Origin of the sequence: Burkholderia reimsis (genome assembly GCF_003294055.1) — a bacterium.
GTDB lineage: Bacteria > Pseudomonadota > Gammaproteobacteria > Burkholderiales > Burkholderiaceae > Burkholderia > Burkholderia cepacia.
In genome coordinates this window covers 1-26,005 of sequence record NZ_QMFZ01000028.1, presented here as the reverse complement: position 1 = coordinate 26,005, position 26,005 = coordinate 1, and the positions used below count along the sequence as shown (strand labels likewise).

Here is a 26,005-nt window from a genome sequence, read left to right as displayed (position 1 = left end):
GGTTGCACCGCGCGAGTGCGACGCGTGTATGAATCGGTGCTACCGGGGAGCTCGGCCGCATGCCACGCTGGGTTGCCGGATTCCGTGAAATGCCGCGCCACGCGGGGCTTCCGGGCCACCGCTGCGACGCGGTGCCGACTGCCGCGAACGGCTCGCGTGCGGTCCCGTGCGTTCGAATCCCGCCGTGTCCGGACGCCGCTCGAACGCCGTTTTTTCCGCCTTTTCGACCGTGCCCTGTTTGGAAGCGCGCATCTACCGCGCGGCTTGCGCGCGTTGCCGCGGGCGGCCTATCTTTACAGCTGTCGATGTCAAGATTTTGGCGGTGCGCGATGTGCCGCCCGGGCCCGCGCCGGCCGCGTCGGACGACGCGGCGGGCCGCTCCGGAACCAGGAGAACGATGAACATGAAGTCAGCCGCTTCCGCCACCGCAGCCGGGATCATGCCGGTGCGCCGCGACCTGCGCTTCGACCTGCCGGTCGAACGCGCGAAGGACTGGCATGGCCTCGGGTCGCACGTGACCCATTTCTTCAACGCGCTGTCGCTGCTGTTCCCGGCCGGCGAGCGTTTCTTCATGGATTCGGTGCGCAACTATCGCGACCGGATCGACGATCCCGTGCTGAAGCAGCAGGTGCTCGGCTTCATCGGCCAGGAGGCGATGCACACGCGCGAGCACATCGAGTACAACGAGCTGATGCAGGCGAACCACCTGCCCGCGCGCAAGCTCGACAAGCGTGTGTGGGCGGTGCTCGGCTACATGAAGCGCAAGCTACCGCATTCGGTGCAGCTCGCGCACACGGTCGCGGCGGAGCACTACACGGCGATGCTTGCCGACTGGCTGCTGCGCGACCCGACGCGCCTGGAGGGTTCGGTCGAAGGCTACCGCCAGATGTGGATCTGGCACGCGCTCGAGGAAACCGAGCACAAGGCCGTGTCGTTCGACGTGTGGAACACCGCGATGGCGCCGGGGCTGCGTCGTTACCTGATCCGCATCGGCGTGTATCTGCTGACGACGCTGACCTTCTGGCCGACCGTGTTCCTGATGCACGCGACGCTGCTGTGGCGCGATCGCGGCGCCGGCCATCACGTGCGCGGCATGCTGCGGATGATCGCGTTCCTGTACGGGCCGCGCCGCGGGCTGTTCCCGCGCATCGCCGGCGAATGGCTGAGCTTCTTCCGGCCGGGTTTCCATCCGTGGGACCACGACAATCATCACCATCTCGCGCGCGTCGACGCGCTTGCCGCCACCTACGGCGAACACGGCGGCACGCCGGCCGGCCGTGGCCGTGCGAACGCGCCGGCGCCGCTCGCATCGGGACGTTGACCCCGCCGCTGCGCCGGCGTGCGCGGCATCGGGCCGGGCGTGTTGCGTTCCTGCATCAGCCGGCTTCCTCTGACGATTGACCGAAATCAATTCGAACCGGCCGGGCGGGCATCCCGGCGGCCGGTCGACCGGCCGCGCACGCATGCGCGGCCGGGCCGATCCTGTCGGTGCCGCATCGCCCGCGAACGCCGTGCGCCAGCACCGGCGCGGCTTTGCGCGTCGCGTGGCCGCCCGTGGACCGCGCGCGCCGCGCACGCCACCGGGATAACACCCATCTAGCCGCGCGCCGGCCACATCGATATACCGTTGATGACACTGTCCACCTCACGCGCGATTCATGCACGAGGGGATTTTATTCGGACGGAAATGCGGCCAATATGTCGGTTCGATCGAGGTTCGTCGCAAGCGGCGGCGAGCCGGGCGCGCGATACCAATGCCAAGCGGGGAACAACGATGGTTGCTAGGTCACCTGAGGCAAACGGGCACACGGTGCCCGAGATGACGCATGTGTCCGTCACCGCGCCCGAGGATGGACGCAAGCTGTTCGTGATCATGCGTTCGCCCGACGAGCCGTTGCTTGCGCAACTGCGCGGGCTGGGCTGGGAAATCTCCGTCGCGAAGACCGCCGGCGCCGCGCAGAACATGACGTCCGGCGTGAGCGTCGCCGCCGGGCTGGTCGATTTCTCCGGGTTCACGTCGCGCGAGTATCCCGCGCTGAAGGCGTGCCTGAGCCAGCCGTCGATCGGCTGGATTTCCATCGCCCAGGCCGGTGTCACGATCGGCCCGGCCGTGCGCGAGCTGATCCGCAGCTACTGCTTCGACTACGTGACCCTTCCGTTGCCGTACGAGTGGATCTCGCACGTGCTCGGCCATGCGCGCGGGATGGCCGCGCTCGATCGCGTCGATGGCGCGGCCTACGCGGCGTCGATCGGCGAACACGGGATGATCGGCAACTGCGAGGCGATGCAGCAGCTGTTCAGCACGATCCGCAAGGTCGCGAAGACGGACGCGAGCGTGTTCATCTCGGGCGAGTCGGGCACCGGCAAGGAGCTGACGGCGCTCGCGATTCACGAGCGTTCCGGCCGCGGCAAGGGGCCGTTCATCGCAATCAATTGCGGCGCGATTCCGCATCACCTGCTGCAGTCGGAACTGTTCGGCTACGAGCGCGGCGCGTTCACCGGCGCGAACCAGCGTCGCGCGGGCCGGATCGAATCGGCGAACGGCGGCACGCTGTTTCTCGACGAAATCGGCGACATGCCGGTCGAAAGCCAGGCGAGCCTGCTGCGCTTCCTGCAGGAAGGGAAGATCGAGCGGCTCGGCGGGCAGGAATCGATTCCGGTCGACGTACGGATCATCTCGGCCACCCACGTGGATCTCGACGGCGCGGTCGAGGCCGGGCGCTTTCGCGCCGACCTGTATCACCGCCTGTGCGTGCTGCGCATCCACGAGCCGCCGCTGCGCGCGCGCGGCAAGGACATCGACATCCTCGCGCACTACGTGCTGCAGAAATACAAGGCCGATAGCGGCCGCAAGATCAGCGGCTTCACGTCGGCCGCGCTCGACGCGATGCGGCGCTACGAGTGGCCCGGCAACGTGCGCGAGCTGATCAACCGCGTGCGGCGCGCGATCGTGATGGCCGAGAGCCGGCTGCTGACGCCGCACGATCTCGGGCTCGATACGCCGGGCGAAACCGAACCCGTGACGCTCGAACAGGCGCGGGCGCTCGCCGAGCGCACCGCGATCGAGAATGCGCTGCTGCGCAACGATCACCGCATCAACAAGGCCGCCGCCGAACTCGGCATTTCGCGCGTGACGCTCTACCGGATGATGATCGAGCACGGGCTGAACGATCACGACAACAACGGCGGGAACGGCGACAACGGCGGGCACGACGGCGCGCCGTCCGGCGACGCGGGGCATCAGCGGGTCGGCTGAGCGGCGCACGTGCGACGCGTGGGCCGGTTCAGCGATAGGTCCAGAGCCGGTGCAGCACGAACGTGACGGGCGGTACGCACAGCACGACCGCGACGACGCTCCACGCGCGCGCCAGCCCGAGCGTCACGGCGCCGTGCGCAAGTAGCATCGTCACGACGAGGCCGACCATCGCGACGGCGAGAAAGCGCATGAAGTTGCCCCACGTCACGGGCGACGAAAAACTCCACAGCGTGTTGGCGAGATACGAGAACGCGGTCGAGCAGGCGAACGCAACCGCGTTCGCGGTCACGGGCGTCGCGTCGAACAGCGCGAACATCGCGGTCGCGATCAACGCATGCAGCGCGGTCGAACCGAGGCCCGACACACCGAAGCGAATCAGTCTGGCGCGTTCGGCGATATAGAGGGTACGGATCATCGGCGGGGCGATCGTTCGGGCGGTGGGGCGGCGTGCGGGGCGGCGTCGTGCGGCGCGGCATCCGCCGGCCGGAGGCGCCGATGCGAACACGACGCGCGCCGGTTTCGCAGTATAGCCGTGCGCCCGGCCGGCCCGGCCCCGGCGGATGGTTAGCGCGGGCAACCCGCGGCCCGCGTGCTGCCGACGGCATGTAAAGCACATGAAACATTTCGCGTCGGCGGCCATGCGAATTTGCATCGCGAATCGGCGTGAACGGCCGGCCGTCCATCGGTAAAAATGCTGTGCTTCATTGTTCAGCCTTATCCGGCAAGGCAGGGCCGCCACGCGGCCGGCGCGTGCCGCGCGCCGCGTGTTTCAGTTTCGTAACTTCCCGCATTCGGCACCCGTTCCGGACGCCACGCTGCCCGGCCGGGCCCTTGTCCGGACGGGCTCGCGCGAAGCTGGCCCGCTCCTTGCGAATGTGGGCGTGCGAAGGTCGACGATGCACGGTCCGTCCGGTTCGGCAGCGAACCCTGTCAGTACCGGCCAGGACACGGTCCGCGGGGATGCGGCGGCGGAGCGCGGCGCAACAGCCGCGTTCCGGCGAGCACGGAGCGTCGTCGCCTGATCGTCGGGGCACCGGCCTGGTCCGGTTGCCGGAACAACCATCAGACTGATACGGGGTAGAAAAATGATCGATCGCCACACGCCGCGGCCGGCAGGCCGCGATCGCAGTGATTCGGAGCATTGCCGGTCGCATGTCGTTCTCTCGGCCGGCCGGCATGCATCGACAGGCCATCTCTCCGCGCCCGGTGCGAGGCGGATCCGGCTGATTGCCGGTCATCCACGCCGGGTCGGTACTTTCCTGCACGCGAACCCGATTCGCAAGGGCATGTGCGCTCGGGCGCCGGTACCTCGACGCCCGGTCTTCGCCTATTGACCGAAGCCGCACGATATCCGTTCGCGCCGGGCATCGTCGCCGCGAACGATTGATCTGCAATCCGAATGAAGCGCGATGGTCTTGCCGCGCGTGCGACGGATGATGCATTCGATGCGACGGCAAACGGCGTCATGCCGTTGCCGTCCGGTGGTGAGGGGAGGGGCGGTCGGACGCGCGCGACGGGAGTGGCGCCCGTACGCGCGCGACGCCGTTTCAGCCGCCGTAGATGTCGAAGTCGAAGTACTTCGACGCGAGCCGCTTGTAGGTGCCGTCCTTGACCATGTCGAGGATTGCGCCGTCGATCTTCGCCTTCAGGTCGGTGTCTTCCTTGCGCAGCCCGATGCCGGCGCCGATGCCGAGCACCTTCTCGTCGACGAGCTCCGGGCCGACGAACGTGTAGTTCGCGCCGCGCGACGATTTCAGGAACCCGATCGCGGCCTGTACTTCATCCTGCAGCGCCGCGTCGAGGCGGCCCGAGGTCAGGTCCGCGTACACGCCGTCCTGGTTCTGGTACGACACGACGTTCGCGCCTTGCTTGCCCCAGTACGCCTTTGCGTACGTTTCCTGCGTCGTGCCCTGCTCGACGCCGATCGATTTGCCCTTCAGCGATTCGGCCGTCGGCAGCAGCGGCGAGCCCTTCTTCACGACGAGCCGCGTCGGCTGGTTGTAGATCTTCGTCGTGAAGCCGATCTGCTGCGCACGCTGCGGCGTGATCGACATCGACGACAGCACCGCGTCGAACTTCTTCGCCTTCAGCGCCGGAATCATCCCGTCGAAATCGTTCTCGAGCCACACGCACTTTGCCTTCAGGCGCGCGCAGATCTCGTTGCCGAGGTCGATGTCGAAGCCGACGAGCTTGCCGTCGGGCGCCTTCGACTCGAACGGCGCGTAGCTGGCGTCGGTGCCGAAGCGGATGGTGGTCCAGTCCTTCGCGACGGCGGGACCTGCGGATACCGCGAGCAGGGCGATCGAAACAGCGGCAATCAGTCTCTTCATGGTGCGTTCCTTGGCGGGGTGCTTCCGGTTCTGTGCGACACGGTTTCACGGACCCGAGCCGCATCTGCGCGCGGTGTCCGCACGGCCATTAACGCAGAAAATAAAATCAGAGTCCAGAATGGACAAAAAATATCGTTTTGCCGGATGCGTGAACAGTCGCCGGGTGCCGACCCTTGCAAAAATACGAAAATGGACTAATCTTGTTAGTAAATTCGTTTCGAGACTAACGATCATGTCACAGCCCGCCTACGAATCGCACTCCTCCCCGCCGCAGGCCTCGGTCGCGCAGATGTCGGCGGCCGGCCTGCGTGCGTTTTTCAACATCGCGCGCGACTGGGAGCTGACGATCGACGAACAGATCGTGCTGCTCGGGTCGCCCGGCCGTTCGACGTTCTTCAAGTGGAAGGCCGCGCCGGAATCGGCACGGCTGCCGCGCGATACGCTCGAGCGGCTATCGCTGCTGCTCGGCATCTACAAGGCGTTGCAGATCCTGCTGCCGCAGCCGGCCGCGGCCGATGCGTGGGTCAAGCGGCCCAACGACGCGGCGCCGTTCGGCGGCAAGCGCGCACTCGACCGGATGCTCGCCGGCAACGTCGGCGATCTGGTCGCCGTCCGCCAATATCTCGACGCGATGCGAGGTGGCTGGGCGTGACGATGCCGATCCAAGCACAACAATGGCCCACGACCGCGGTCGACTGGGCGCCTGCCTATCGCGTGATCCCCACCCGTTTCCCGGCAATCAACCTGTTCGACCGCGTTGCGTCGGCGGACGATTTCGACGCGCTGTACGCGCTCGAATCGCTGACCAACGACCGCATTCGCAACGAAGTCGGCACGCTCGACCTCGTCCCGCCCGCCGAACGTCGCTACGGGCTGGGCTGGGGGCCGATCATGGCCGCGTTCACGCACCTGAATCCGCAGGGCAGCCGTTTTTCCGACGGCAGCTACGGCGTGTTCTACTGCGCGCGCTCGCGCGATACGGCGATCGCCGAAACGCGTTATCACAGCGCGCTGTTCCTGGCGGCGACGAAGGAGCCGCCGATGCGCCAGCAGATGCGGCTCTATACGGTGATCGCGCAAGGCGACGTGGCTGACGTGCGCATGTGGCCGAAACGCGATCCGGCGTTGCTGCACCCGCTCGATTACAGCGCCGGGCAGGCGCTCGGCCGCGCGGTGCGCAATGCCGGCGGCGCGGGGATCGTCTATCCGTCGGTGCGCGACCCGCGCGGCGAGTGCCTGGCGGCGTTCCGCACCGCGCTGCTGCGCGATTGCCATCACGCGGCCTACCTCGAATACAACTGGAACGGCTCGGCCGTCGATGCGGTGTTCGAACTGAACCAGGTCGGCTAGCGTGCGCTCGCGGGCATCAGGGCATCAGGGCAGCGGCCAGTCGCCCGCGTGGCGTTCGCGCGCCTCGGCCTGCGTCATCGACCAGGTGCGCCCGGTGCGCGGCTCGACGAGCGTGAGCCGCCCGGCCGGTGCGAACGCACCCGTGTCGATGAACCACTGCGCGCCGATCCGCTGCGGTGCGCGCACCGGCGTGTGCCCGGTGCAGGTCAGCGACAGACCGGCCTGTCGCGCCGGATCGGCGAGCCCCTGGACGAGATCGCGGCCCCAGATCAGCCGTTCGCGCACGTCGTGCGAATAGTTGCCCGTGTCGAGATCGGCGTCCGAGCCGAAGAATTCCGCATGCAGCACGTTGAAGCGTCCGGGGCCGTCGCCGATCACGCGCACCAGCGGCAGCGCGTCGACGCGCGCCGCGTGCGCGTGCAGCCGTTCCGCCGGCAGGTCGGCGCCCCAGTCGCCGCCGATTCCGCGCCACGCGTCGGGCGACAGCTTGCCGCGCGCCACGAGGCTCAGCACTTCCTCGTGATTGCCGCGCACGACGTGGCACCACGGGCGGTCGAGCAGATCGAGCGTGGTTTCGGATGCAGGGCCGCGGTCGACGAGGTCGCCGACCGAGAACAGGCGGTCGCGAGCCGGATCGAAGCGGGTGTCGTGCAACAGCGCGCGCAGCACATCCACGCAGCCGTGCAGGTCGCCGACGACGAAGTCACGGCCGGCCGTATTCGCGGGATGGTGGCAGAGGGGGGCGGTGGCAGTCATCCCATTATCTTAGGCGCTCGCGCCCATCGCCACGTCACGACGGAATGACGATAATCGGGGCGCTACCCGCCGGTGCGGCGCGGCGGGGTGTCCCGCGCGTCGGCCGAACCCTTTCCATCTGCTTTCGGAATCACACAATGACGTTTTATCCGCAGGTATTACGCAACCGGCCGCGCATGGTCGCGGCGTTCGTCGCGGGCGTGCTGTGCGCGGTGCTGCTGCCGTTTCCGCTGCGTCCGACCGTGCGTGCGCTGATCGGCTGGGATTGCGCGATCTGGCTGTATCTCGCGCTGATGTGGGTGCGCATGGTCACCGCGCACCATTCCAAGGTGCGTGAAATCGCGATCCGCGAGGACGAAAGCGCGACGACCGTGCTGACGGTCGTCTGCCTCGCGACGGTCGCGAGCGTGGCCGCGATCGCGATCGAACTGGCGACCGCCAAGGGCGTCGGGTTTCGCGCGGGGCTCGGCCATTACGCGGTGACGGGCGCGACGCTGTTCGGCGCATGGTTCCTGATCCCGACGATCTTCACGCTGCACTACGCGCGCCTCTATTACGGCTCGCCATCCAACGACCGCGCGCTGCGCTTCCCCGACAGCAATCCGGAACCCGACTACTGGGATTTCCTGTATTTCGCGTTCACGCTCGCGGTCGCGTCGCAGACGGCCGACGTGTCGCTGGCGAACCGCTCCGCGCGGCGCTCGGTGCTCGCGCAGTCGATCCTGTCGTTCTACTTCAACATGGCCGTGCTCGGGCTGTCGATCAACGTGGCAGCCGGCCTGCTGAGCTGACGCGGGCCGCGGTCGTGCGCCGCGTCATTTGAGAAGCTCGTACGGGCCGCCGCGCTCCAGCGCGCGCCGGTAGGCCGGCCGCGCGTGGATCGCGTCGAGAAAGCGCGCGATCGCGGGAAACCGGCCGTCGCCGCCGCGCGCGGTCGCGGCCTCGAGCGGAAAGCTCATCTGGATGTCGGCCGCGCTGAAGCTGTCGCCGACGAACCAGCCGGTGCGCTGCAGCGCACGGTCGACATGGCCGAGATGCAGCGCGATCTGCGGATCGACGAAGCCCGACTGCAGCGTGTCGGCGATCTTGCGCGCGATCGGCCGCGCGAAGAACGGCATCGGTGCATGCGCGATCCGCAGCGCGACGAGCTTGAGCAGCAGCGGCGGCATCGCCGATCCTTCCGCGTAGTGCAGCCAGTACGTGTAGTCGTGCCGCTCCGGCGTGCCGGGCGGCGGCGCCAGGCGCCCGTTGCCGTAGCGTTCGACCAGGTATTCGATGATCGCGCCCGATTCGGCGAACGTGCGGCCTTCGTCGGTCACGACCGGCGACTTGCCGAGCGGATGGATCGCGCGCAACTCGGGCGGTGCGAGCATCGTCTTCGGGTCGCGCGCGTAGCGCACGATCTCGTACGGCACATCCAGTTCTTCGAGCAGCCAGAGCACGCGCTGCGAACGCGAGTTGTTCAGGTGATGGACGGTGAGCATGTCGACGCCGGAAGTGGGGGCGGGAACGACATCATACCCAGCGCGGGTGGCGCACAAGCGAAACGCGTCGCGCGACGTGGCGCGACGCGTCTGGCCGACCGCGTCTAGCCGACCGCGTCTGGCCGACCGCCCCGATCCATCACGCGCGCCGGACGGCGATCCACGCGCCCCAGAACAGGCTCGCGAAAAAGCGCAGCGGCGCATCGAAGCCCGCGTCGCGCAGCAGGGCGAACACGGCTTCCTCGGACGCGGGCGGATCGGCGCCCTGCAGGATCTTCGCGAGTTTCGCGCGCACCGCGTCGGGCGTCGCGCCTTTCATGCGCCAGCGCTGCTGCCATGCGTCGAGCAGGCGAGGGTGGTCCGCGTAGCGGCGATGATTGCCGGCGAGCACGAGCGGCGCGCCGGGTTTCAGGCGCCGCGCGATCGCCTGCAGCAGCGCCGCCTTCGCTTCGTCGCCCGGGACGTGATGCAGCACGCCGATCAGCGTCGCGCCGTCGAACGCGGGTGTGTCGGGCAACGCATCGACACCGTCCTCGACGAACGCGGTGCGCGCGCCGCAGCCCGCGGCCTCGACGTTCGAGCGCGCGAGCGCGAGCATCGGCCCGGACGGGTCGACGGCCGTGAACCGCCAGCCCGGCTCGAGCGCGGCCGCCACGCAGATTTCCTGCCCCGTGCCGCCCGCGCCCGCGACGAGGATCCGCGCGTCGGGTGCAGCGATTGTCGATGCGAGCATGCACGCGGTGAGTTCGTGGCAGGCATCGTAGCCGGCGAGTGCGATGCGGGATTGCTCGGCGTATTCGTGTGCGCGTGCCGGATCGAATTTGGCGGCACTGGCGGGAAGCGACATGGCGGGTTCCTCGGGTCGGGCGCGGACGGTATGTCCACGCGCATCGCGCAGAGCGTAAGCGTGCATGGCCGGTGCAACAAGGCGAGCAGGCATTCCGGTATGCGGGCTACCTGCCTCGCCGGCGCTTGCCGGACCGCGGGTTTTCCAGGGGTCGATTCGCATTTAATAATGTCCGGGGACGTTGCATTGCGATGGCGAATCCGGCGCATACTCGTTTCTCCCCCCGCCTGGCCGTCGCATGCCGGGCCCCGATGTGCCGCGCCGCTGGCGCGGCCATGCCGCTCGGTACGCACGAGGAGCGCATGATGTCCGATTGTCCGCACGACCCGTATGCGCAGCACTACATTCACTGCCTGCCGTTCGGCGCACAGCCCTGTGGCGCGCTCTGCGCGACGCCGCGCACGCATTTTCGCGTGTGGGCACCGGGCAGCACGCAGGTCCAGCTCGAACTCGATACCGGTTTCGGCCCGTTGCTCGTTCCGATGACGGCCGCCGGCACGAACTGGTTCGAAGTCTTTGCCGATTGCGGCGCGGGGGCGCTTTACCGCTATCGCCTCGACGATACGGTGTCGATTCCCGATCCCGCATCGCGCTCGCAACCCGAGGGGCTCAACGGCCCGAGCGAGGTCGTCGATCCGCGCGCGTTCACGTGGCGCAACACGTTCTGGCGCGGGCGCGCATGGGAAGACATCTCGCTCTATGCGATTCGCCCGCACGCGGTGGGCGGCTTCGGCGGCGTGCGCCGGCGCCTGCCGCAACTCGCGCGCCTCGGCGTGACCGCGCTGGAGCTGCTCGCGTCGCCGCACGACAGCCTGCCGTTCGCGCCGCTTGCGGCCGAAGGCGGCCCCGACGCGCTGAAAGCGCTGATCGACGATGCGCACGGCTACGGTCTCGCGGTGCTGCTGGAACTCGACTACGCGCGCTTCGGCAGCGGCACCGATGCGCTGCGCCACTATGCGGCGCCGTTCTTCCATACGCGCGACGATCCGCTGCAGGCGTCGCCGCTCGCGCTCGATCATCCGGAAGTCTGCGATTTCTTCTGCGACAACGCGCTGTACTGGATCGACGAGTACCGTTGCGACGGGCTGCGCCTGCGCGAAGCGGACCGGATCGGCGTGTCGTGGCTGCGCGAGATCGCGGACCGCGTGCGCGCGGCGGTGCCGGCCGACCGGCTCATCCATCTCGTACTCGGCAGCGAGCGGCATCCCGCGCATCTTGCCGATACCCATTTCGATGCGCAGTGGAACGGGTGCGGCGAACGCGCGCTGCACCGGCTGACGGGCCGCGACACGTCGGCTCACGAAGGCATTTCCGCGCACCAGTCGATCCACACGCTCGCCCGCGCGCTGACCGCGACCGGGGCCGCATTCCAGCCGGCCGGGTCGGGCGAGGGCATGGCTGCCGACAGCGGCCTGTCGTTGACGTCGCTGGTGCTGTCCGATGGCGCGTGGCGCGACAGCGGGCAGGGCGACCACGGGCAGGAGGCCGGTCTGGCCGCGCTTGCGCTGTCGCTGCTCACGCCGCAGATCCCGTTGATCTTCGACGAAACCGCACGCGACGCCGATCGCGCGCATTTCGTGCAGTCGGCGCTGGCGGTGCGCGCGAAGCTGATCGCGCCGAGGTTGTCCGATTGCCGGCCGCAGGACGCGCGTGCGCTGAAGTCGGACGGCGACGGCGATGCCGACGCGCTGCTTGCGTCATGGCGGCTCGCCGACGACGAGACGCTGACGATCGCGCTGAACCTGTCGCCCGAGGCGGTGCCGTTCGATGCGCCGAGAGGGCGGGTCGTGTTCGAGACGCCGGCGCGTGCGCGCGACCGGGTCGATGAAGGGGAGTTGCCGCCGTACTCGCTCGTCGCGTGGCTGACGGGTGACGTCAACCGGTATGCACTCACGCACGATGCGCGTCGCATCGACGACGGCGCGTGGCGCGGAATGCGCCCGAACCTGAACGCATGACGACGTGAGGCGGTAATGTCTGAACGGCCGGGCGCATCTGCGCCCGGTTGCGTCGCCGGAAATCCCCGGACTACCAGAACCCGCGAATGCCCGCGATGCCGTGTGCGCCGTGGCGGCGTGCGTCGTCGAGGTGGGACCGTTTCATGCCGCCGAGCGCGAAGACGGGCATCGCGGCCTCGGCGGTCAGCGTGCCGAACTGCGTCCAGCCGAGCGTCGGCGCACCGGGATGGCTGAGCGTCGGCAACACCGGCGACAGCGTGACGAAATCCGCGCCGGCGCGTGCGGCCAGCAGCAGGTCGTCGCGCGTGTGGCAGGCCGCGGACACCCATCTTCCGGCCGGCAACGGCCGCTGCGCGGCGGCGCGCAACGCGGGGCCGTCGAGATGCCAGCCGGCGCCGTCGAGCCGCATCACGCCGGCTGCATCGATCGGGCCGTTCAGCATCAGGTGTGCGCCGGCCGCGTCGCAGCGCGCGAGCGCCGCGGCGGCGAGCCGCGCAAACGCGGCTGCGTCGAACGATTTCACGCGCAGTTGCACGAGCGTCTCGCCGCGCGCGAGCACGGCCGACAGCCGGTCGAGGAACGCCGCGCAATCGGCGGCCGACGCGGACGCCGGCTCGGGCGTGATCACGCAGCAGCGCGGCAGCGTCGCGTTCATCGCGTGCGCCGGCGGCAGCCACGCGCGGCCGTCATTCGTCGGCCTCTTTCGCGATCTTCGGGTAGACGCGCACGAGCACGATGCGCGGCCCGTTCATCTTCTTCACGACGACGTCGAAGCGGTCGAACGACACGCGCTGCCCTTCGGTCGGCAGGTCGCTGAGCGCCTGGATCACGAGGCCGCCGACCGATTCCGCGCGGCCTTCGTCGATGTCGATGCCGAGCGCCTGTTCGAGCGACACGACGGGCAGGCTGCCCTTGCCCATCAGCGTGCCGTCGTCGAGGCGGCTCCAGTCGGCGTCGCCCTGGCGGAACTCGTCGTGGATCTGGCCGACCAGCGCGCCGAGCAGGTTGTCGAGCGTCAGGAAGCCGATCGGCTTCTCGCCCTTGTTGCCGACCAGCGCGAAGTGCGGTGCGCCCTTGCGGAAACGGCGGAACAGGTCGAGGGCCGGCGTGTCGGGCTTCACGTACTGCACGGGGCGCACGTAGTCGGACAGATCCTCGAGCGCGGCGCCCGCGTGACGCGCGAGCAGCAGGTCCTTCAGGTGGATCAGCCCGCTCACCTGTTCACGCGACGCATCCTCGAACAGCGGATAGCGGCTGAAGCGGTGCCGCGCGACGATCTCCATGTTGTCGGGCAGCGGCAGGTCGCGGCGCAGGCCGATCATTTCATGGGCCGGCCGCATCAGGTCCGATACGGTCATCGACGAAAAATCGAGCGAATGCGCGAGCGTGTTCCACTCGTCGTTGCTGTACGTGCCGCGCGCCGGCTGCGCGGAGTTGCCGGCCGTGCTGCGGCGGCTGCGCAGGATCAGCTTCAATTCGTCGGTCGAGTAGTGCGCGTCGCCGCCATGGTCGGCCGACAGCCCGGCGAGCCGCAGCACCGCGTTGGCGCTGTTGTTGAGCACCCAGATTGCCGGGTACATCGCCCAGTAGAACGCGTAGAGCGGCAGCGCGACCCACAGGCCGACCTTCTCCGACTGGCGGATCGCCATCGACTTCGGCGCGAGTTCGCCGACGACGATGTGCAGGAACGAGATCAGCGAGAACGCGAACACCAGCGAGATCAGGTGCACGACGCGCTCCGACTGCACGCCGATCAGGTCGAGCAGCGGGGTGAGCAGTTGCGCGAACGCCGGTTCGCCGACCCAGCCGAGGCCGAGCGACGCGAGCGTGATGCCGAGCTGGCACGCGGAAAGATACGCGTCGAGCCGGCCGTGCACGATGCCGAGGATGCGGCCGCGCAGGCCGTGCTTGCGGGCCAGTGTCTTGACGCGCGTGGCGCGCAGCTTGACCAGGCCGAATTCGGCCGCGACGAAGAACCCGTTCAGGGCCACCAGGAACAACGCGCCGATGAGCGCGAAGATCTGTAACAAAGAATCACTCCGGTTATGACAGGCCCGTCAGTATAGGGCCAGAAAGGAATTCGTAATGTATCGGGCGGCCGCTGGCTTACACCGGCGCCTCGCCGGGGACGGAGAACGTGACGGTGGCGGTTGCGCCATCGGCGAACGCGTCGTGCGAGAACGTGCCGCCGTGTGCGAGCGCGACGCGCTGGCAGAGCGCAAGCGCCCACGCGACCCGTTTCGCGTCGCGCTCGCGCAGCAGCTCGCGTCGTGCGAACGATTCGAACGCGTGCGGCTGCGCGGGATCGGCGAGCGTGTCGGCGTTGACGGTGCATGTGGCGCGCGCGGTGAACTGCACGCCGTCGCGCGCGCACGCGAACGTCACGCGGCCGCCGGCGGCGCTGGCTTCGACCGCGACCGTCAGCATCGTCCAGAGCGCCTGCGCGATGCGTTCGCGGTCGGCGGTCAGCGACGGTTCGCCGTCCGGCAGCGTCGCGTCGAGCGTGACCTGTCGTGCGTCGGCGAGCGCGAAACGGACGAGCGCGAGCGTGTCGTCGAGCAGCGCGCGCAGCGCGAACGGCTGCGGCGCGAGTGCGAGCGTGCGCGTTTCCGCGCGCGGCGCATCGAGCACGTCGTCGATCAGCGCGACCTGCTGGTCGATCCCGGTGCGGATGCCCGCGAGCGCGCGCTGCAGGTTCGGATCGGCGTTGGCGAGCTGGCGCTCGAGCACGTATGCCCAGCTATGCATGGCATTCAGCGGGCTGCGCAGGTCGTGCGACGCGGTGGAGAGCGCCTGGTCGCGCAGGAACAGCGCCGCCTGGGTGGCGTAGTGCGCTGCGCGTTCGCGCAGCAGGTCGGCGGCGGGATCGACGGAAGTGGACGTCACGGAGCGGGCCTGTCGGAAGCGGTTGGCGTGGTTGTCACGCGAACCGCCATTATAGGGACGGTGCGTGTCACGCCGGCAGTGCGTCCTCGTCCTTTTTCCGGGCGTCGCCGTTCGGCAGCAACTGGCACGCGAGCAGGCCGGCCAGCATCAGCGCGCAGCCGACGAGCGCGCGCAGCGTCAGCGTTTCGCCGAGCGCGGCCCAGCCGGCGATCGCCGCGAACACGCCTTCCATGCTGAAGATCACGGCTGCGTGTGCGGGCGCGGCGTCGCGTTGCGCGACGACCTGCAGCGTATAGCCGACGCCCACCGACAACAGGCCGCCGTACAGCAGCGTCGGCAGTGCGCCGCGCAGCATGGCGCCGCTGACCGGCTCGACGGCGAGGCCGACCGCGAGACACGCCACGCCGCACACGAGGAATTGCAGGAACGCGAGCACGAGCGGATCGTGGCGCTGGGCGAAATGGCCGACGGCCATCACGTGCGCGGCGATGATCACGGCGCCGGCGAGCTGGAACCAGTCGCCGTACAGCACCGAGAAGTGCTCGTCGATACTGAGGAAATACAGGCCGATCGCCGCGAGCAGCGCGCCGAACCACGTGCCCGCGCCGATCCGGTGACGGGCGAACACACCCATCAGCGGCACGATCACGACGTACAGCGAGCTGATGAACCCCGCGTTGGCGATGCGCGTGTACTGCAGGCCGATCTGCTGCAGCGATATCGATACCGCCAGCAGCCCGCCGAGTGCGAGGCCCGGCAGCAGCAGCGCCGGCGCACGGCGGATCGCCGCGAGCTGCGCGCGCGACGCCGTGTTCAGCGTCAGCAGCGGCACCAGCACCAGCGCGCCGAGCAGGAACCGCAGCCCCGTGAACAGGAACGGCCCGATCACGTCGAGGCTCAGGCGTTGCGCGACGAAAGCCGAACCCCAGATCGCGGCGGCGGCGAGCATCAGCAGGTTGGCACGGAGGTGCTTGCGGGCTTCGGGCTTCATTGGAATTCTTCTGGAGATTGCGGGCGGCGAAACCCGTCAGTTTACGCCGAGATTGCAAGGCTGTCGGCAAACCTGCGCAGCGCGGCGGCGGCGCGTGGGTCGCGCACGCGCGAGTACAGCACGACCTGCGACAGCGGCAGCGGCGGCAGCCCGAATTTCGCGCCGACGTCGGCCAGCGTGCGCGGCGCGACACGCCGTGCGAGCGGGCAGACGGCAAGCCCCGCGGCAGCGGCGGCCGTGACCGCCGCGACACCGCCTCCCGTAAAGCGTTCTCGCCACGGCCGCCCCGCGTGATCGAGGGCGCGCAGCGCGGCCGCACGCACGCCGCACGGGCCGGCCAGCACCGCGAGCGGCAGCGGCTCGCCCGCACGCGGTGCCCAGTCCGGGGCGGCGAGCCAGGCGAGCGGCTCGGAAAACAGCAAGGTGCCGTCTTCGCGCGGCGGGTCTTCGCCCGGCTCGTGCCGCACGATCACCGCGTCGAACCGGCGTTCGTCGTATTGCGCGAGCAGGTTCGTCGACGTTCCGAGATGCATTTCGAGCGACAGCCCCGGGTCCTGTCGATGCAGGCTCGTGAGCACGGCCGGCAGGTCGGGCACGGCGACATGCTCGCTGACGCCGAGCGCGAGCCGGTGCGTGCCGGCCGAGATCGCGCCGAGCGCGTGGTCGTGCGCGTCGAGCAGCGCGCGGGCGGCCGGCAGGAAATTCTCGCCGTCGGCGGCCAGCTTGACCACACGCGGCGTGCGCGCGAGCAGCGGCTTGCCGAGGTGCGCTTCCAGCCGTTTCAGCTTCAGGCTCACGGCCGACTGCGTGGTGCCGAGCGCATCGGCGGCGCGCGTGAAGCTGGCGAGATCGGCGACCAGCACGAACGCGCGTACGGCATCGAGGTCGAGGACTTTCATTTTCGATGTAAATGGATGAAATATTCATCAATGACTGTTCATTATAGTTCGGTGCACCTAACCTGACGCTGTGTTTCCGTTCGTCGACGTCAACGTCAACGTCAACTTCACCGACAGGAGCAGGACCATGCCATTCACCCGTATCGCAGTCCGCGAAGGCAAACCGGCCGCGTACCGCGCGGCGCTCGTCGACGGCGTGCATCGCGCGCTGATGCACACGTTCAACGTGCCCGAGGACGACATCTTCATGGTCGTCACCGAGCATGCGGCCGAGAACTTCGTGTACGGCCGCCACTACCTCGACATCGAACGCAGCGACGATCTCGTGATGATCCAGATCACCGCGAACAACACGCGCACGCTCGAGCAGAAGCGCGCGCTGTACCGGGCGATCGCGGACAACCTCGCGCAGCAGCCCGGCGTGCGGCAGCAGGACGTATTCATCAGTCTCGTCGAGGTGCTGAAGGAGAACTGGTCGTTCGGCAACGGCCTCGCGCAGTACGCCGTTTGACCTGCGACAGGGCGACAGGGCCAGATCGTTGCCCGCGCGTTTTTGCGGCGTGTACTATGGAAGCAGCTTCACGGACGACGCCGGCGCGATCGGAAGACCGCCGGCGCTTCTTCATGTGCAGGAGCCTCCATGTCGCGTGTGCTGGAAATCGTGTTGTCGCTGTCGCTGGAAGGGTGGCCGGCCAAGGCCGCGGGTCGCGCCCGCGGCGCGCAGCGTGATTTCGGTGCCGAACTCGTGCGCGCGTGGCGGATCTGCCCGCAGGTCCGGATGCGCCGCGGCCATGAGCGCGTGACGATCGAGCCGTGCCAGATCGAGGAGGCCGAGCCGAGCCCCGGCGCAAGCTGGTGGACGTGGGTCGAGTCGAATGCGCATGGAAGGCGGGTCGTTGCGTCGCGCACGAAGGTGTTTGCGCCTGGGGTCACGGCGCGCGAACTGTTCGACGCGGAGCATGCGGGCATCGTCGTCGCGATGCCGTTGCCCGTACCCGAGGCGGCAGGCGCAGCGACGGGCGAAGTCGACGGCGTCGCGCCGGATACGACCGGACGCCCGGAGGCCGGCATGCAGCCGGAATCGTCGGCGTTGCGCCTCGTCAGCGAGCGGCGGCGCGGGCGGTGGGCCGACGACAGCGGCGTCGTGGTCGAGATGACGCTCGACGACGTCACGTTGCATCGCGGCGGCGAGCCGCCGCGCCGCTACGTCGAACTGCGTCTTGCTGCGCCGGACTGGGAAACCCTGGCCGCGCGCACGGCCGCGCTGCACGCGTTGTTTGCCGCGGCGCGCGAACTGAGCGGCGCGTGGCCCGCATTCGTCCAGCTGACGAGCGTGATCGATCGCGCATGCGCGGCCGAGCCGGCCGCCAGTGGGCCCGTCAAGGCGCAGCCCGTCGACCTGACCGGCGTGCGCACGCAGCGCGCCGCGCTGTTCGCGTTGTCCGGCGACATCACCGCGCAATGGCTGGGCAACGAGGGCGGCGTGCTCGAGTACGACGATCCCGAATTCGTGCACCAGATGCGGGTCGCGCTGCGCCGCCTGCGCACGTTGATGCGCTTCTTCCCGCGCTTTGCCGACCGCCAGTGGCGGGACACGCTCGGCGTGGACATGCACTGGCTTGCCGCGCTGCTCGGCACGGTGCGCGACTGGGACGTGTTCGCGACCGAAAGCCTGCCCGCGCTGATCGCAGCCGACGGCGGCGACGGCGAATGGAATGGCACGCTCGACGCCGCGCGCGCGCAGTGTGTCGCGGCACGGGGCGAGCTGCGGCAGGCGCTGCATTCGGCCCGCTACGCTCGGCTGACGCTCGGCTGGCTCGAATGGCTGGGCTCGCTTGCGCTGCCGCACGCCGAAGACGACGCCCCCTCGCTGCGGCGCCACGCGACAAAGCGCGTGCGGCGGCTGTTCGGCCATTTGTACGCGTCGCCATCGCTCACGTCGCTCGACACGGCTGCGCGCCATCGGGTGCGGATCGATGCGAAGCGGCTGCGTTATGCGCTCGAGTTCTTCGCGTCGCTGGCGTCGCGCCGCACGCGCACGGAGACGGTCAAGACGCTCGCGCGCGTGCAGAGCGTGCTCGGCGAAGCCAACGACGCGATAGTCGCGCTGCGCCACCTCGAGAAACTGGCGGCGCCGCCGTACCAGCTCGGTTTCGTGCGCGGCTACGGCGCGGCGCTCGAGCAGCGCGCGGCGCGCGACGCCGAGACGCTGCTTGCCAGCCTGCGGCCGCCGAAGCTCGACGGCAAGCCGGGTTGAGCGGCACGCGCCGACTATAATGGCCGCCTGATTCCGGCCCGATTCCGGTTCCGGTCGAATTCCCGCACGTATCCCGATGACCGACGCACCGCATTCTTCCCCGTCCGCCGAACCGCTCGAACTGGGCGGCGAGCTGTGGCTGCGCGCCGGCGAGCAGACGCTCGGCGGCGCCACGCGCATCGCGCTGCTCGCGGCGATCGGCGACACCGGGTCGATCACGCGCGCGGCGAAGGCCGTCGGCCTCAGCTACAAGGCCGCGTGGGATGCCGTCGACACGATGAACAATCTCGCGGGCGAACCGCTCGTCGCGCGTTCGACGGGCGGCAAGGGCGGCGGCGGCACGACGCTGACGCCGCGCGCGACGTCGCTGATCGCCGCGTTCCGCACGATCGAGCGCGAGCATCGCCGGTTCATCGAGGCCGCGAGCGCGGCCGTGGCCGGGTTCGACGTCGACTGGGCGCTGATCGGCCGGATCGGGATGAAGACCAGCGCGCGCAACCAGTTGTTCGGCAAGGTCGCGGCGATCGTGCGCGGCACCGTCAATGACGAGGTCACGCTCGCACTGCCCGGCGGACAGCCGGTCGTTGCCGTGCTGACGCACGAGAGCGCCGATGCGCTCGGCCTGCAGGTTGGGGCGGATGCCTGCGCGCTAGTGAAGGCGTCCTGGGTCGTGCTCGCGGCCGACGACGGCGAGCACGCGTTGAAGGTGTCCGCGCGGAACCAGCTGCGCGGGCGCGTGGAAACCGTCGCAGCGGGCGCGGTGAACAGCGAGGTGACCCTGGCGCTCGACGGCGGCGGGACGCTGACGGCCGTCGTGACCAACGACAGCGTCGATGCGCTGCAGCTCGGCGCCGGCCGGCGCGCGATCGCGCTGTTCAAGGCGTCGAGCGTGATTCTTGCGGTGACGGGCTGAGCGGCGGCGCACCGGCGCGCTTCGGCCGCTGTGTGACGGACGGAGCGAAGCCGGCGTCGCCGCTGTATCGGTACGGCGCCGGCTTCGTTTCCGCTTTCCGCTTGTGCCGCTGCTGGCGGCTTCTCTCAGGCTCCAACGTGCCTGCCACGACGACCACGGCCTCGCGCGCTCAGGCGACGCGCGTCGGCCACTCGGCGTGCGGCGTCGCCGCCTGCACGCGTCCTTCGCTCAACTGCACGACCTGGTCGCCGAACGCGGCGACGTCGTCGGGATCGTGCGAGATCAGCACCATCGGGATATCGAGCCGCGCCTGCAGCTCGGCGAGCTCGTGACGCATGCGCTGGCGCATTGCGCTGTCCAGTGCCGCGAACGGTTCGTCGAGCAGCAGGATTCGCGGCTGCGCGACCAGTGCGCGCGCGAGTGCGACGCGCTGTTTCTGCCCGCCGGACAGCTGCGACGGATACTGCCCTGCGAGCGCCTCGAGATCGAACGCTTGCAGCCAGTACGCGACTTCCGGCGGCACTGCTTTCGCGCGCGGGTTGCGCAGCCCCGGCGTGAGCCCGAACGCGATGTTCTGGCGCACGTTCAGATGCGGAAACAACGCGTAGTCCTGGAACAGGTACGCGACGCGGCGCTCACGGGTCGGCACGTCGATGCGGCGCGCGGCGTCGAACAGCGGTTCGCCGTTCAGCACGATCGTGCCTTCGTCGGGTGACAACAGGCCGGCGATCGCCTGCAGCGTCATGCTCTTGCCCGCGCCGGACGGCCCGAACAGCACGACGCGCTGCGTCGTCGCGGTGAACGACATGTCGAGCGTGAAGCGGCGCTCGGCATTCGCGTAGGTCTTGCGGATGTCGACGACGAGGCTCATGCGGGCCTCCGCAGAAGCCGGCCGGCCACGCACGACGATGGGCGAGGCCGGCGCGTCATGTCAGCTGGCTCCGCCGGGCACGCGACGGCACGAGCCAGCCGGTCGCGAGCAGTACGAGCACGCAGGTGATCGACGTCACCAGCACGAGGAAGTTGGCCGTGCTGTCGTCGCCGGCCTGCACGGCCGCGTAGATCGCGACCGACAGCGTCTGCGTGCGGCCGGGCAGGTTGCCCGCGATCATCAGCGTCGCGCCGAACTCGCCGAGCGCGCGCGCGAACGCGAGCAGCGCGCCCGCGAGAATGCCACGCGTGGCGAGCGGCAGCGTCACGCGGAAGAACACCGCCGCTTCGCCGAGCCCGAGCGTGCGCGCGGCGCGTTCGAGATGCGGATCGACGCCTTCGAATGCCGCCCGCGCCGATTTCAGGATCAACGGAAACGCGACGACCATCGATGCGATCACCGCGCCTTGCCACGTGAAGACGAGTTCGATGCCGAGCCTGTCGAGCCACGCGCCGAACACGCCGCGTCGGCCGAGCAGCACGAGCAGGTAATACCCGAGCACCGTCGGCGGCAGCACGAGCGGCAGCGTCAGCACGGAATCGACGACGTCGCGCAGCGGCGAGCGCCAGCGCGCGAGCATGAACGCGGCCGCGACGCCGAGCACGATGTCGAGCGCGGTCGCCCAGCCGGCAACCTTTAGCGACAGCAGCAGCGGAACCCAGGCGTCTTGCATCGCGTTACGCTCACTTGCCCGCGGGCTTGAAGCCGAACGTCGACAGCACGGCCTGGCCTTGCGGCGACGCGACGAAGTCGATGAACGACTGCGCCTGCGTGGCGTGGCGGCTGTCCTTGACCACGGCGATCGGGTAGGTGATGGCGGTCTTGGTCGGCACCGTTAGGGCGACCTTCACGCGGCCCGGCATGATCGCCGCGTCGGTGCCGAACACGAAGCCTGCGTCGACTTCGCCGCGTGCGACGTAATCGAGGCCCTGGCGCACGTTGGCGGCCAGCACGCCCTTCGCGCTGACGGCGTCCCACACACCGGCCGCGCGCAGCGCGCCTTCGGTGTAGCGGCCGACCGGCACCGACGCCGGGTCGCCGTACGCGATGCGCTTCACGCCGGATGCGGTCAGGTCGTTCAACGACGTCGGCGCGGCCGCGTGGCTGTCCGCCGGCACGATCAGCACGAGCGAGTTCGCCGCGAAATCGCGACGCGTGCCGGGCACGATCACCTTTTCGTCGGCCGCACGATCCATCGCCTTCTGGTCGGCCGACGCGAACACGTCGGCCGGCGCGCCCTTGGCGATCTGCTGCATCAGCACGTCCGACGCGCCGAAGTTGAACAGCACCTTGGTATCCGGATGCTGCTTCTCGTACGCATCGCCGACGGCCTTGAACGCGTTCGTCAGGCTGGCGGCGGCCGACACGACGAGTTCACCGGCGGCGGAAGCGGGCGCGCTGAACGCGACCCCGGCGGCCAACGTGGCGATCGGCAGCAGGCGAAGCAGGGTGCGGCGAAGCGGACGGACGGTTGAGCGCATGGCGAGTTCGTTTGAATGGGTGGAAACCGTAATCGTAATATAGGGCGGGTTATAACGCTCGACATACCGCACATGCGACGGCGCGCATGTAATGGTCAGACCTGAAAAGGAGAGCCGGCCGGGCGGCCGGTCACGTGCGGAGCGTCTGCGACGACGACTGGGTGCGCTGCAGCGACGACGGCTGCGATGCGGGGCGGTAGTTCGGGTTGGCCTTCCAGCGCGCGCGGACGAACGGGCGCTCGTGGCCCGACAGCTGCAGCGCCACCTTGGTGACCCAGCGATGCGACGGCACCGTGATGCCGTGCAGCGCCACGGTGACGAGCGCGAGGCTCGCGACGACCGCGGGCACCGACCAGCGGTGCGGCACCGCGCGCCACGAACCCGCGATGAACGCGAGCGCGGCGATCGCGCCGACGTTACAGCCGGTGATCGATTCGGATGGCGAATGCGCGTCGAGCGCGACGCGCGACACGCCGACCGCGACGCCGGCCGCGAGCCCGAGCGCGATGCCGGCGAGCCGCACCGGTGTGCGCGTGCGGATCAGCGCCAGGAAAATCGCGACCGGATAAACCGACGTCGACAGCATCGCATGGCCGCTGAACCCGGTGAAATCCCACTTGCGGATGCCGATGCCCCAGCCGAGGAACGCGATCTTCGTCAGCGCGACCACGCCGATCGCGGCCGCGAGCACGCCGAGCCACGCGGCCGCGCGCTGCCACGAGTAGCCGAGCGCGAGCCAGACGGCGATCGTGATCGCGAGCGGCAAGGTCAGGCCGGCGCCGCCGAACGCGGTGATCATGATCCACAGGTGAGACGACAGGTCGAACATCGGGAAGGGGACGAACGAAGGCGGGGAAGATGCTTAAATCAACGCGCGAGCCGGAAAGAACGACTACAACGGATACAAGCGGCGAAGCCCCAGTATAGCGCCGCGTGCGCCCGAGCCCCGTTTTTTGCGCGGCCGGGAAATAGCCGCGTGCAGGAAAAATCCCGGAAACAATGTTATGGTGCATTGCACAAAGTCGAACGCCGCATCCGCTGTGGTGCCCCTATTTTTCCTGACTGCGAGCCCGATCGATGACCAAAAGTCTGACCAAGGTGTGGCTGGGCGGCATGAAACGCATGCTGTCTCCGGCCGCCAAACGCGCGGCGCGCGATGCGCAGCGCATCACACGCGACGCACTCGAGGCAGCGGCGTCTTCCGTCGTATCCGATCCGTCCCCGCCGCGCGAATCGCGTGTGCGCCCGCGCGCGGCCGCATGGGCGGCAGGTGAATGGACGCGTGGCGAACATCCGATGGCACCCGCGCTCGGGCGCCTCGTCCAGCATCTCGCTTACGGCCTCTATGTGCCGCCCGGCCGCCGGCGCGGCGCGATGCCGCTCGTCGTGATGCTGCACGGCTGCCAGCAGTCCGTCGACGAATTCGCGCAAGGCACGCGGATGAACCTGCTGGCCGACAAGCATGGTTTCGCGGTGCTGTATCCGGAGCAGTCGCTGCGCGCGCACGCACATGGCTGCTGGCACTGGTATGAAGATACCGACCGCGCGGGCCGCGGCGAGGCGAACGCGGTGGCGTCGCTCGTCGACGCGCTCGTCGACGAACACGGTTTCGACGCATCGCGTGTTTATGTCGCGGGACTGTCGGCCGGCGCGGGCCTCGCGTCGCTTCTTGCACTGCATCATCCCGACCGCTTCGCGGCGGTGGCGCTGCACTCGGGCCCCGCGCTCGGCGAGGCGAATTCCGGCATTACCGCGATGGACGTGATGCGGCGCGGCGTGCGTCAGAACCCGGCTGCGGCCGTCGATGCGCTGGTCGATGCCGCCGCGTATCCGGGCATGCCCGCGCTGATCGTCCAGGGCGACGGCGACCACGTGGTGGCCCCGAAGAATGCCGACCAACTGACGGTTCAGTTCATGCGCTTGAACGGGCTTGCCGACAGCCGCGGCGCACTGCGCGGCGGCGAGCGGGTCGAGACGCGCGACGCGGGCGCGCAGATCACCGATGTCTGCCGCGACGGCGAGCCTGTCGTGCGGCTCTGTCATGTGAAAGGGCTCGATCATGCGTGGGCCGGCGGCGATGAAGCCGTGCCGTTTCATGCGGCGGTCGGCCCCGATGCGAGCGCGATGATCTGGGCCTTTTTCGAGGCACAGCGGCGCACTGTGGCGACCGAACGACGCATCGTCTGATCGACGCTGGCCAAGGACTAGGGTTTTCCCTATAATTCGGGAAAACCCTAGTCAAAGAACCCTTGGATTGCGAGATCGACCATGTACCTGCTGAGCCACCTCTTCCTGATGCTGACCAAGAACGCTGAAACGGCCCGTAAAGAGCGCGCCGAGGCGTACCTGTCCGAAGCCACCGATATCTACGATCTCGAATTCCGCATGCGCAAGATCGATCGCGAATCGGCGATGAATCGCCCGTATTCGTTCGGCGCGCGCTAAGCAGCGCAGGGCGGGCCGGCCGGTCCGCCATTCCGCCGAGTCACGCAGCAGAAAAGGGCGCGTGCGGCTACATGCCGCACGCGCCCTTTTTGCATGCGTGGTGTCGCGTCGCGTCAGACGACCGTCAGGCGCACCGGTACGTTGTTGCGCGTCGCGTTCGAATACGGGCACACGTGGTGCGCCTTTTCGACCAGCGCTTGCGCGTCGGCCTTGTCGAGCCCCGGCAGCGACACGCGCAGCTCGATGTCGAGCCCGAAGCCGCCTGCGTCGTTCGGCCCGATGCCCACTTCCGCCGTGACCTGCGTGTCCGCCGGCAGCGCCTTCTTGTCCTGGCCGGCGACGAATTTCATCGCGCTCAGGAAACAGGCCGAGTAACCTGCGGCAAACAGCTGCTCCGGATTCGTGCCTTCCGCGCCCGTGCCGCCGAGTTCGCGCGGCGCGGCCAGCTTCACTTCCAGCTTGTTGTCGGCGGATACCGCGCGGCCGTCGCGGCCGCCCGTGCTCGTGGCGCTGGTCTTGTACAGAATGTTCATCGTGCAGCTCCTGTCGGGAAAGGGGAGGAAAAGCGGCCCGGTCGAACGGGGTGTCGCCGGCCACGAGTAAAATATAGAACACTAATCATTAGTGCGCAAATGAAATTTTGAAGAAAAGGCCCGGCAGTGCCGGGCCGGTTTGCCGATGCTTGGCCGTCAGCGTTCGTTGGCGGCCGACAGCGCGTCGCGCAACTGGTGGAGATCGGCGCGCAGCCTGACCAGGAACTCGGGCGACTGCTGCATCGCGCAGAACAGATCGGCGGGTACCGAGCGCGCGCGCTCCTTCAGTGCGCGGCCTTCCGGTGTCACGCGCACGTTCACGACGCGTTCGTCGGCCGCGCTGCGCACGCGCTCGACGTAGCCGAGCGCCTCCAGCCGTTTCAGCAGCGGCGTGACCGTGGCCGGGTCGAGGTCCAGCCGCGCGGCGATGTCCTTCACGGCGATGTCGTCGCGCTCCCACAGCACGAGCATTGCGAGATATTGGGGATAGGTCAGCGACAGCTTGTCGAGCAGCGGCTTGTACGCCTTCGTCATCGCGTGCGAAGTCGAGTAGAGGGCGAAGCAGAGTTGCTCGTCGAGTGTCTGGGGCAGCGGGGGCGGGCGGTCCATCATTCGGGCGGCGCGTCGAACGCGCGAACAATTTGTACGCAAATCATTTTGCGCGCAAAAGATCGGGATGAACAGGGGG

27 protein-coding genes are annotated in these 26,005 nt (G+C 68.9%); 11 read left to right on the top strand and 16 right to left on the bottom strand.

The genetic code is table 11. The annotated features are described in order from the left end of the window. Positions 1 to 403 precede the first annotated feature (403 nt). Both DPV79_RS27870 and DPV79_RS27860 read left to right on the top strand, forming a co-directional pair. Positions 404 to 1,321 carry a metal-dependent hydrolase gene (locus DPV79_RS27870; RefSeq protein WP_059484191.1) on the top strand — a complete coding sequence of 306 codons (918 nt, stop codon included), beginning with the start codon at positions 404 to 406 and terminating at the stop codon, positions 1,319 to 1,321. Positions 1,322 to 1,774: 453 nt separating this feature from the next. Beyond that, on the top strand, positions 1,775 to 3,256 hold the full coding sequence (locus DPV79_RS27860) for a sigma-54 dependent transcriptional regulator (RefSeq protein WP_042972653.1): 1,482 nt from the start codon (positions 1,775 to 1,777) through the stop codon (positions 3,254 to 3,256). Between the two features lie 28 nt (positions 3,257 to 3,284). Here DPV79_RS27860 and DPV79_RS27855 read toward each other — a convergent pair whose 3' ends face one another. Continuing rightward, complete coding sequence (locus DPV79_RS27855; RefSeq protein WP_060314198.1) at positions 3,285 to 3,671, bottom strand: GtrA family protein; 387 nt, start codon at positions 3,669 to 3,671, stop codon at positions 3,285 to 3,287. Positions 3,672 to 4,803: 1,132 nt separating this feature from the next. Continuing rightward, positions 4,804 to 5,586 carry an ABC transporter substrate-binding protein gene (locus tag DPV79_RS27840; protein ID WP_021156310.1) on the bottom strand — a complete coding sequence of 261 codons (783 nt, stop codon included), beginning with the start codon at positions 5,584 to 5,586 and terminating at the stop codon, positions 4,804 to 4,806. A 232-nt stretch (positions 5,587 to 5,818) separates the two neighbouring features. Between DPV79_RS27840 and DPV79_RS27835 the strand changes: the two genes are divergently transcribed. Both DPV79_RS27835 and DPV79_RS27830 read left to right on the top strand, forming a co-directional pair. Beyond that, positions 5,819 to 6,238, top strand: coding sequence for an MbcA/ParS/Xre antitoxin family protein (locus DPV79_RS27835; protein WP_027791045.1), 420 nt, complete (start codon positions 5,819 to 5,821; stop codon positions 6,236 to 6,238). 2 nt (positions 6,239 to 6,240) lie between these two features. Next, positions 6,241 to 6,936: an RES family NAD+ phosphorylase gene (locus DPV79_RS27830; protein WP_027791046.1), complete on the top strand. Its 696-nt coding sequence runs from the start codon at positions 6,241 to 6,243 to the stop codon at positions 6,934 to 6,936. A 24-nt stretch (positions 6,937 to 6,960) separates the two neighbouring features. On the opposite strand, the gene DPV79_RS27825 is transcribed toward DPV79_RS27830, so the two are convergent. Next, positions 6,961 to 7,692, bottom strand: coding sequence for a metallophosphoesterase (locus tag DPV79_RS27825; protein ID WP_042972649.1), 732 nt, complete (start codon positions 7,690 to 7,692; stop codon positions 6,961 to 6,963). 137 nt (positions 7,693 to 7,829) lie between these two features. On the opposite strand from DPV79_RS27825, the gene DPV79_RS27820 reads away from it, so the two are divergent. Next, positions 7,830 to 8,483, top strand: a complete 654-nt coding sequence (locus DPV79_RS27820) for a DUF1345 domain-containing protein (protein ID WP_059591712.1) — start codon at positions 7,830 to 7,832, stop codon at positions 8,481 to 8,483. Between the two features lie 24 nt (positions 8,484 to 8,507). On the opposite strand, the gene DPV79_RS27815 is transcribed toward DPV79_RS27820, so the two are convergent. Both DPV79_RS27815 and DPV79_RS27810 read right to left on the bottom strand, forming a co-directional pair. Continuing rightward, positions 8,508 to 9,176 carry a glutathione S-transferase gene (locus tag DPV79_RS27815; protein WP_060050679.1) on the bottom strand — a complete coding sequence of 223 codons (669 nt, stop codon included), beginning with the start codon at positions 9,174 to 9,176 and terminating at the stop codon, positions 8,508 to 8,510. 139 nt (positions 9,177 to 9,315) lie between these two features. Beyond that, positions 9,316 to 10,023 carry a class I SAM-dependent methyltransferase gene (locus tag DPV79_RS27810; protein WP_113047011.1) on the bottom strand — a complete coding sequence of 236 codons (708 nt, stop codon included), beginning with the start codon at positions 10,021 to 10,023 and terminating at the stop codon, positions 9,316 to 9,318. A gap of 305 nt (positions 10,024 to 10,328) precedes the next feature. Here DPV79_RS27810 and DPV79_RS27805 point away from each other — a divergent pair, with 305 nt between their 5' ends. Further along, positions 10,329 to 11,981, top strand: coding sequence for a DUF3459 domain-containing protein (locus DPV79_RS27805; RefSeq protein WP_111939191.1), 1,653 nt, complete (start codon positions 10,329 to 10,331; stop codon positions 11,979 to 11,981). A gap of 70 nt (positions 11,982 to 12,051) precedes the next feature. On the opposite strand, the gene DPV79_RS27800 is transcribed toward DPV79_RS27805, so the two are convergent. The 5 genes from DPV79_RS27800 to DPV79_RS27780 form a co-directional block, all read right to left on the bottom strand. Next, entirely contained in the window at positions 12,052 to 12,636 is a 585-nt protein-coding gene (locus tag DPV79_RS27800; RefSeq protein ID WP_113047010.1) for a thiamine phosphate synthase, read from the bottom strand. A gap of 31 nt (positions 12,637 to 12,667) precedes the next feature. Next, positions 12,668 to 14,011, bottom strand: coding sequence for a hemolysin family protein (locus DPV79_RS27795; RefSeq protein WP_021156301.1), 1,344 nt, complete (start codon positions 14,009 to 14,011; stop codon positions 12,668 to 12,670). A 76-nt stretch (positions 14,012 to 14,087) separates the two neighbouring features. Continuing rightward, a complete protein-coding gene (locus DPV79_RS27790) occupies positions 14,088 to 14,867 on the bottom strand; it encodes a sensor histidine kinase (protein ID WP_021156300.1) in 780 nt (259 codons plus the stop codon). A 67-nt stretch (positions 14,868 to 14,934) separates the two neighbouring features. Next, complete coding sequence (locus DPV79_RS27785) at positions 14,935 to 15,858, bottom strand: DMT family transporter (RefSeq protein ID WP_059684441.1); 924 nt, start codon at positions 15,856 to 15,858, stop codon at positions 14,935 to 14,937. Positions 15,859 to 15,899: 41 nt separating this feature from the next. Further along, positions 15,900 to 16,757 carry a LysR family transcriptional regulator gene (locus DPV79_RS27780; protein WP_048022268.1) on the bottom strand — a complete coding sequence of 286 codons (858 nt, stop codon included), beginning with the start codon at positions 16,755 to 16,757 and terminating at the stop codon, positions 15,900 to 15,902. Positions 16,758 to 16,884: 127 nt separating this feature from the next. Here DPV79_RS27780 and DPV79_RS27775 point away from each other — a divergent pair, with 127 nt between their 5' ends. The 3 genes from DPV79_RS27775 (at position 16,885) to DPV79_RS27765 (ending at position 19,927) form a co-directional block, all read left to right on the top strand. Further along, positions 16,885 to 17,268, top strand: coding sequence for a tautomerase family protein (locus DPV79_RS27775; protein ID WP_059649181.1), 384 nt, complete (start codon positions 16,885 to 16,887; stop codon positions 17,266 to 17,268). Positions 17,269 to 17,397: 129 nt separating this feature from the next. Next, positions 17,398 to 19,014: a CHAD domain-containing protein gene (locus tag DPV79_RS27770; RefSeq protein WP_113047009.1), complete on the top strand. Its 1,617-nt coding sequence runs from the start codon at positions 17,398 to 17,400 to the stop codon at positions 19,012 to 19,014. A gap of 76 nt (positions 19,015 to 19,090) precedes the next feature. After that, the gene (locus tag DPV79_RS27765) at positions 19,091 to 19,927 is read left to right on the top strand and encodes a TOBE domain-containing protein (protein WP_113047008.1); all 837 of its coding nucleotides are present in this window, start codon (positions 19,091 to 19,093) and stop codon (positions 19,925 to 19,927) included. A gap of 169 nt (positions 19,928 to 20,096) precedes the next feature. Here DPV79_RS27765 and DPV79_RS27760 read toward each other — a convergent pair whose 3' ends face one another. The 4 genes from DPV79_RS27760 to DPV79_RS27745 form a co-directional block, all read right to left on the bottom strand. Further along, positions 20,097 to 20,798, bottom strand: coding sequence for a sulfate/molybdate ABC transporter ATP-binding protein (locus tag DPV79_RS27760; RefSeq protein ID WP_113047007.1), 702 nt, complete (start codon positions 20,796 to 20,798; stop codon positions 20,097 to 20,099). Between the two features lie 55 nt (positions 20,799 to 20,853). Further along, positions 20,854 to 21,531, bottom strand: a complete 678-nt coding sequence (modB, locus tag DPV79_RS27755; protein WP_021156293.1) for a molybdate ABC transporter permease subunit — start codon at positions 21,529 to 21,531, stop codon at positions 20,854 to 20,856. 10 nt (positions 21,532 to 21,541) lie between these two features. Continuing rightward, complete coding sequence (gene modA / locus DPV79_RS27750; protein WP_113047006.1) at positions 21,542 to 22,339, bottom strand: molybdate ABC transporter substrate-binding protein; 798 nt, start codon at positions 22,337 to 22,339, stop codon at positions 21,542 to 21,544. A 130-nt stretch (positions 22,340 to 22,469) separates the two neighbouring features. Continuing rightward, positions 22,470 to 23,168: a phosphatase PAP2 family protein gene (locus DPV79_RS27745; protein WP_113047005.1), complete on the bottom strand. Its 699-nt coding sequence runs from the start codon at positions 23,166 to 23,168 to the stop codon at positions 22,470 to 22,472. 248 nt (positions 23,169 to 23,416) lie between these two features. Here DPV79_RS27745 and DPV79_RS27740 point away from each other — a divergent pair, with 248 nt between their 5' ends. Beyond that, entirely contained in the window at positions 23,417 to 24,526 is a 1,110-nt protein-coding gene (locus DPV79_RS27740; protein ID WP_060155417.1) for an extracellular catalytic domain type 1 short-chain-length polyhydroxyalkanoate depolymerase, read from the top strand. A gap of 81 nt (positions 24,527 to 24,607) precedes the next feature. Continuing rightward, positions 24,608 to 24,784: a DUF3563 family protein gene (locus DPV79_RS27735; RefSeq protein WP_021156289.1), complete on the top strand. Its 177-nt coding sequence runs from the start codon at positions 24,608 to 24,610 to the stop codon at positions 24,782 to 24,784. Positions 24,785 to 24,897: 113 nt separating this feature from the next. Here DPV79_RS27735 and DPV79_RS27730 read toward each other — a convergent pair whose 3' ends face one another. Together DPV79_RS27730 and DPV79_RS27725 are read right to left on the bottom strand one after the other, a co-directional pair. Beyond that, positions 24,898 to 25,317: an organic hydroperoxide resistance protein gene (locus tag DPV79_RS27730; protein WP_039358076.1), complete on the bottom strand. Its 420-nt coding sequence runs from the start codon at positions 25,315 to 25,317 to the stop codon at positions 24,898 to 24,900. A 156-nt stretch (positions 25,318 to 25,473) separates the two neighbouring features. Then, positions 25,474 to 25,926: a MarR family winged helix-turn-helix transcriptional regulator gene (locus DPV79_RS27725; protein WP_048022285.1), complete on the bottom strand. Its 453-nt coding sequence runs from the start codon at positions 25,924 to 25,926 to the stop codon at positions 25,474 to 25,476. Between the last annotated feature and the right edge of the window lie 79 nt (positions 25,927 to 26,005).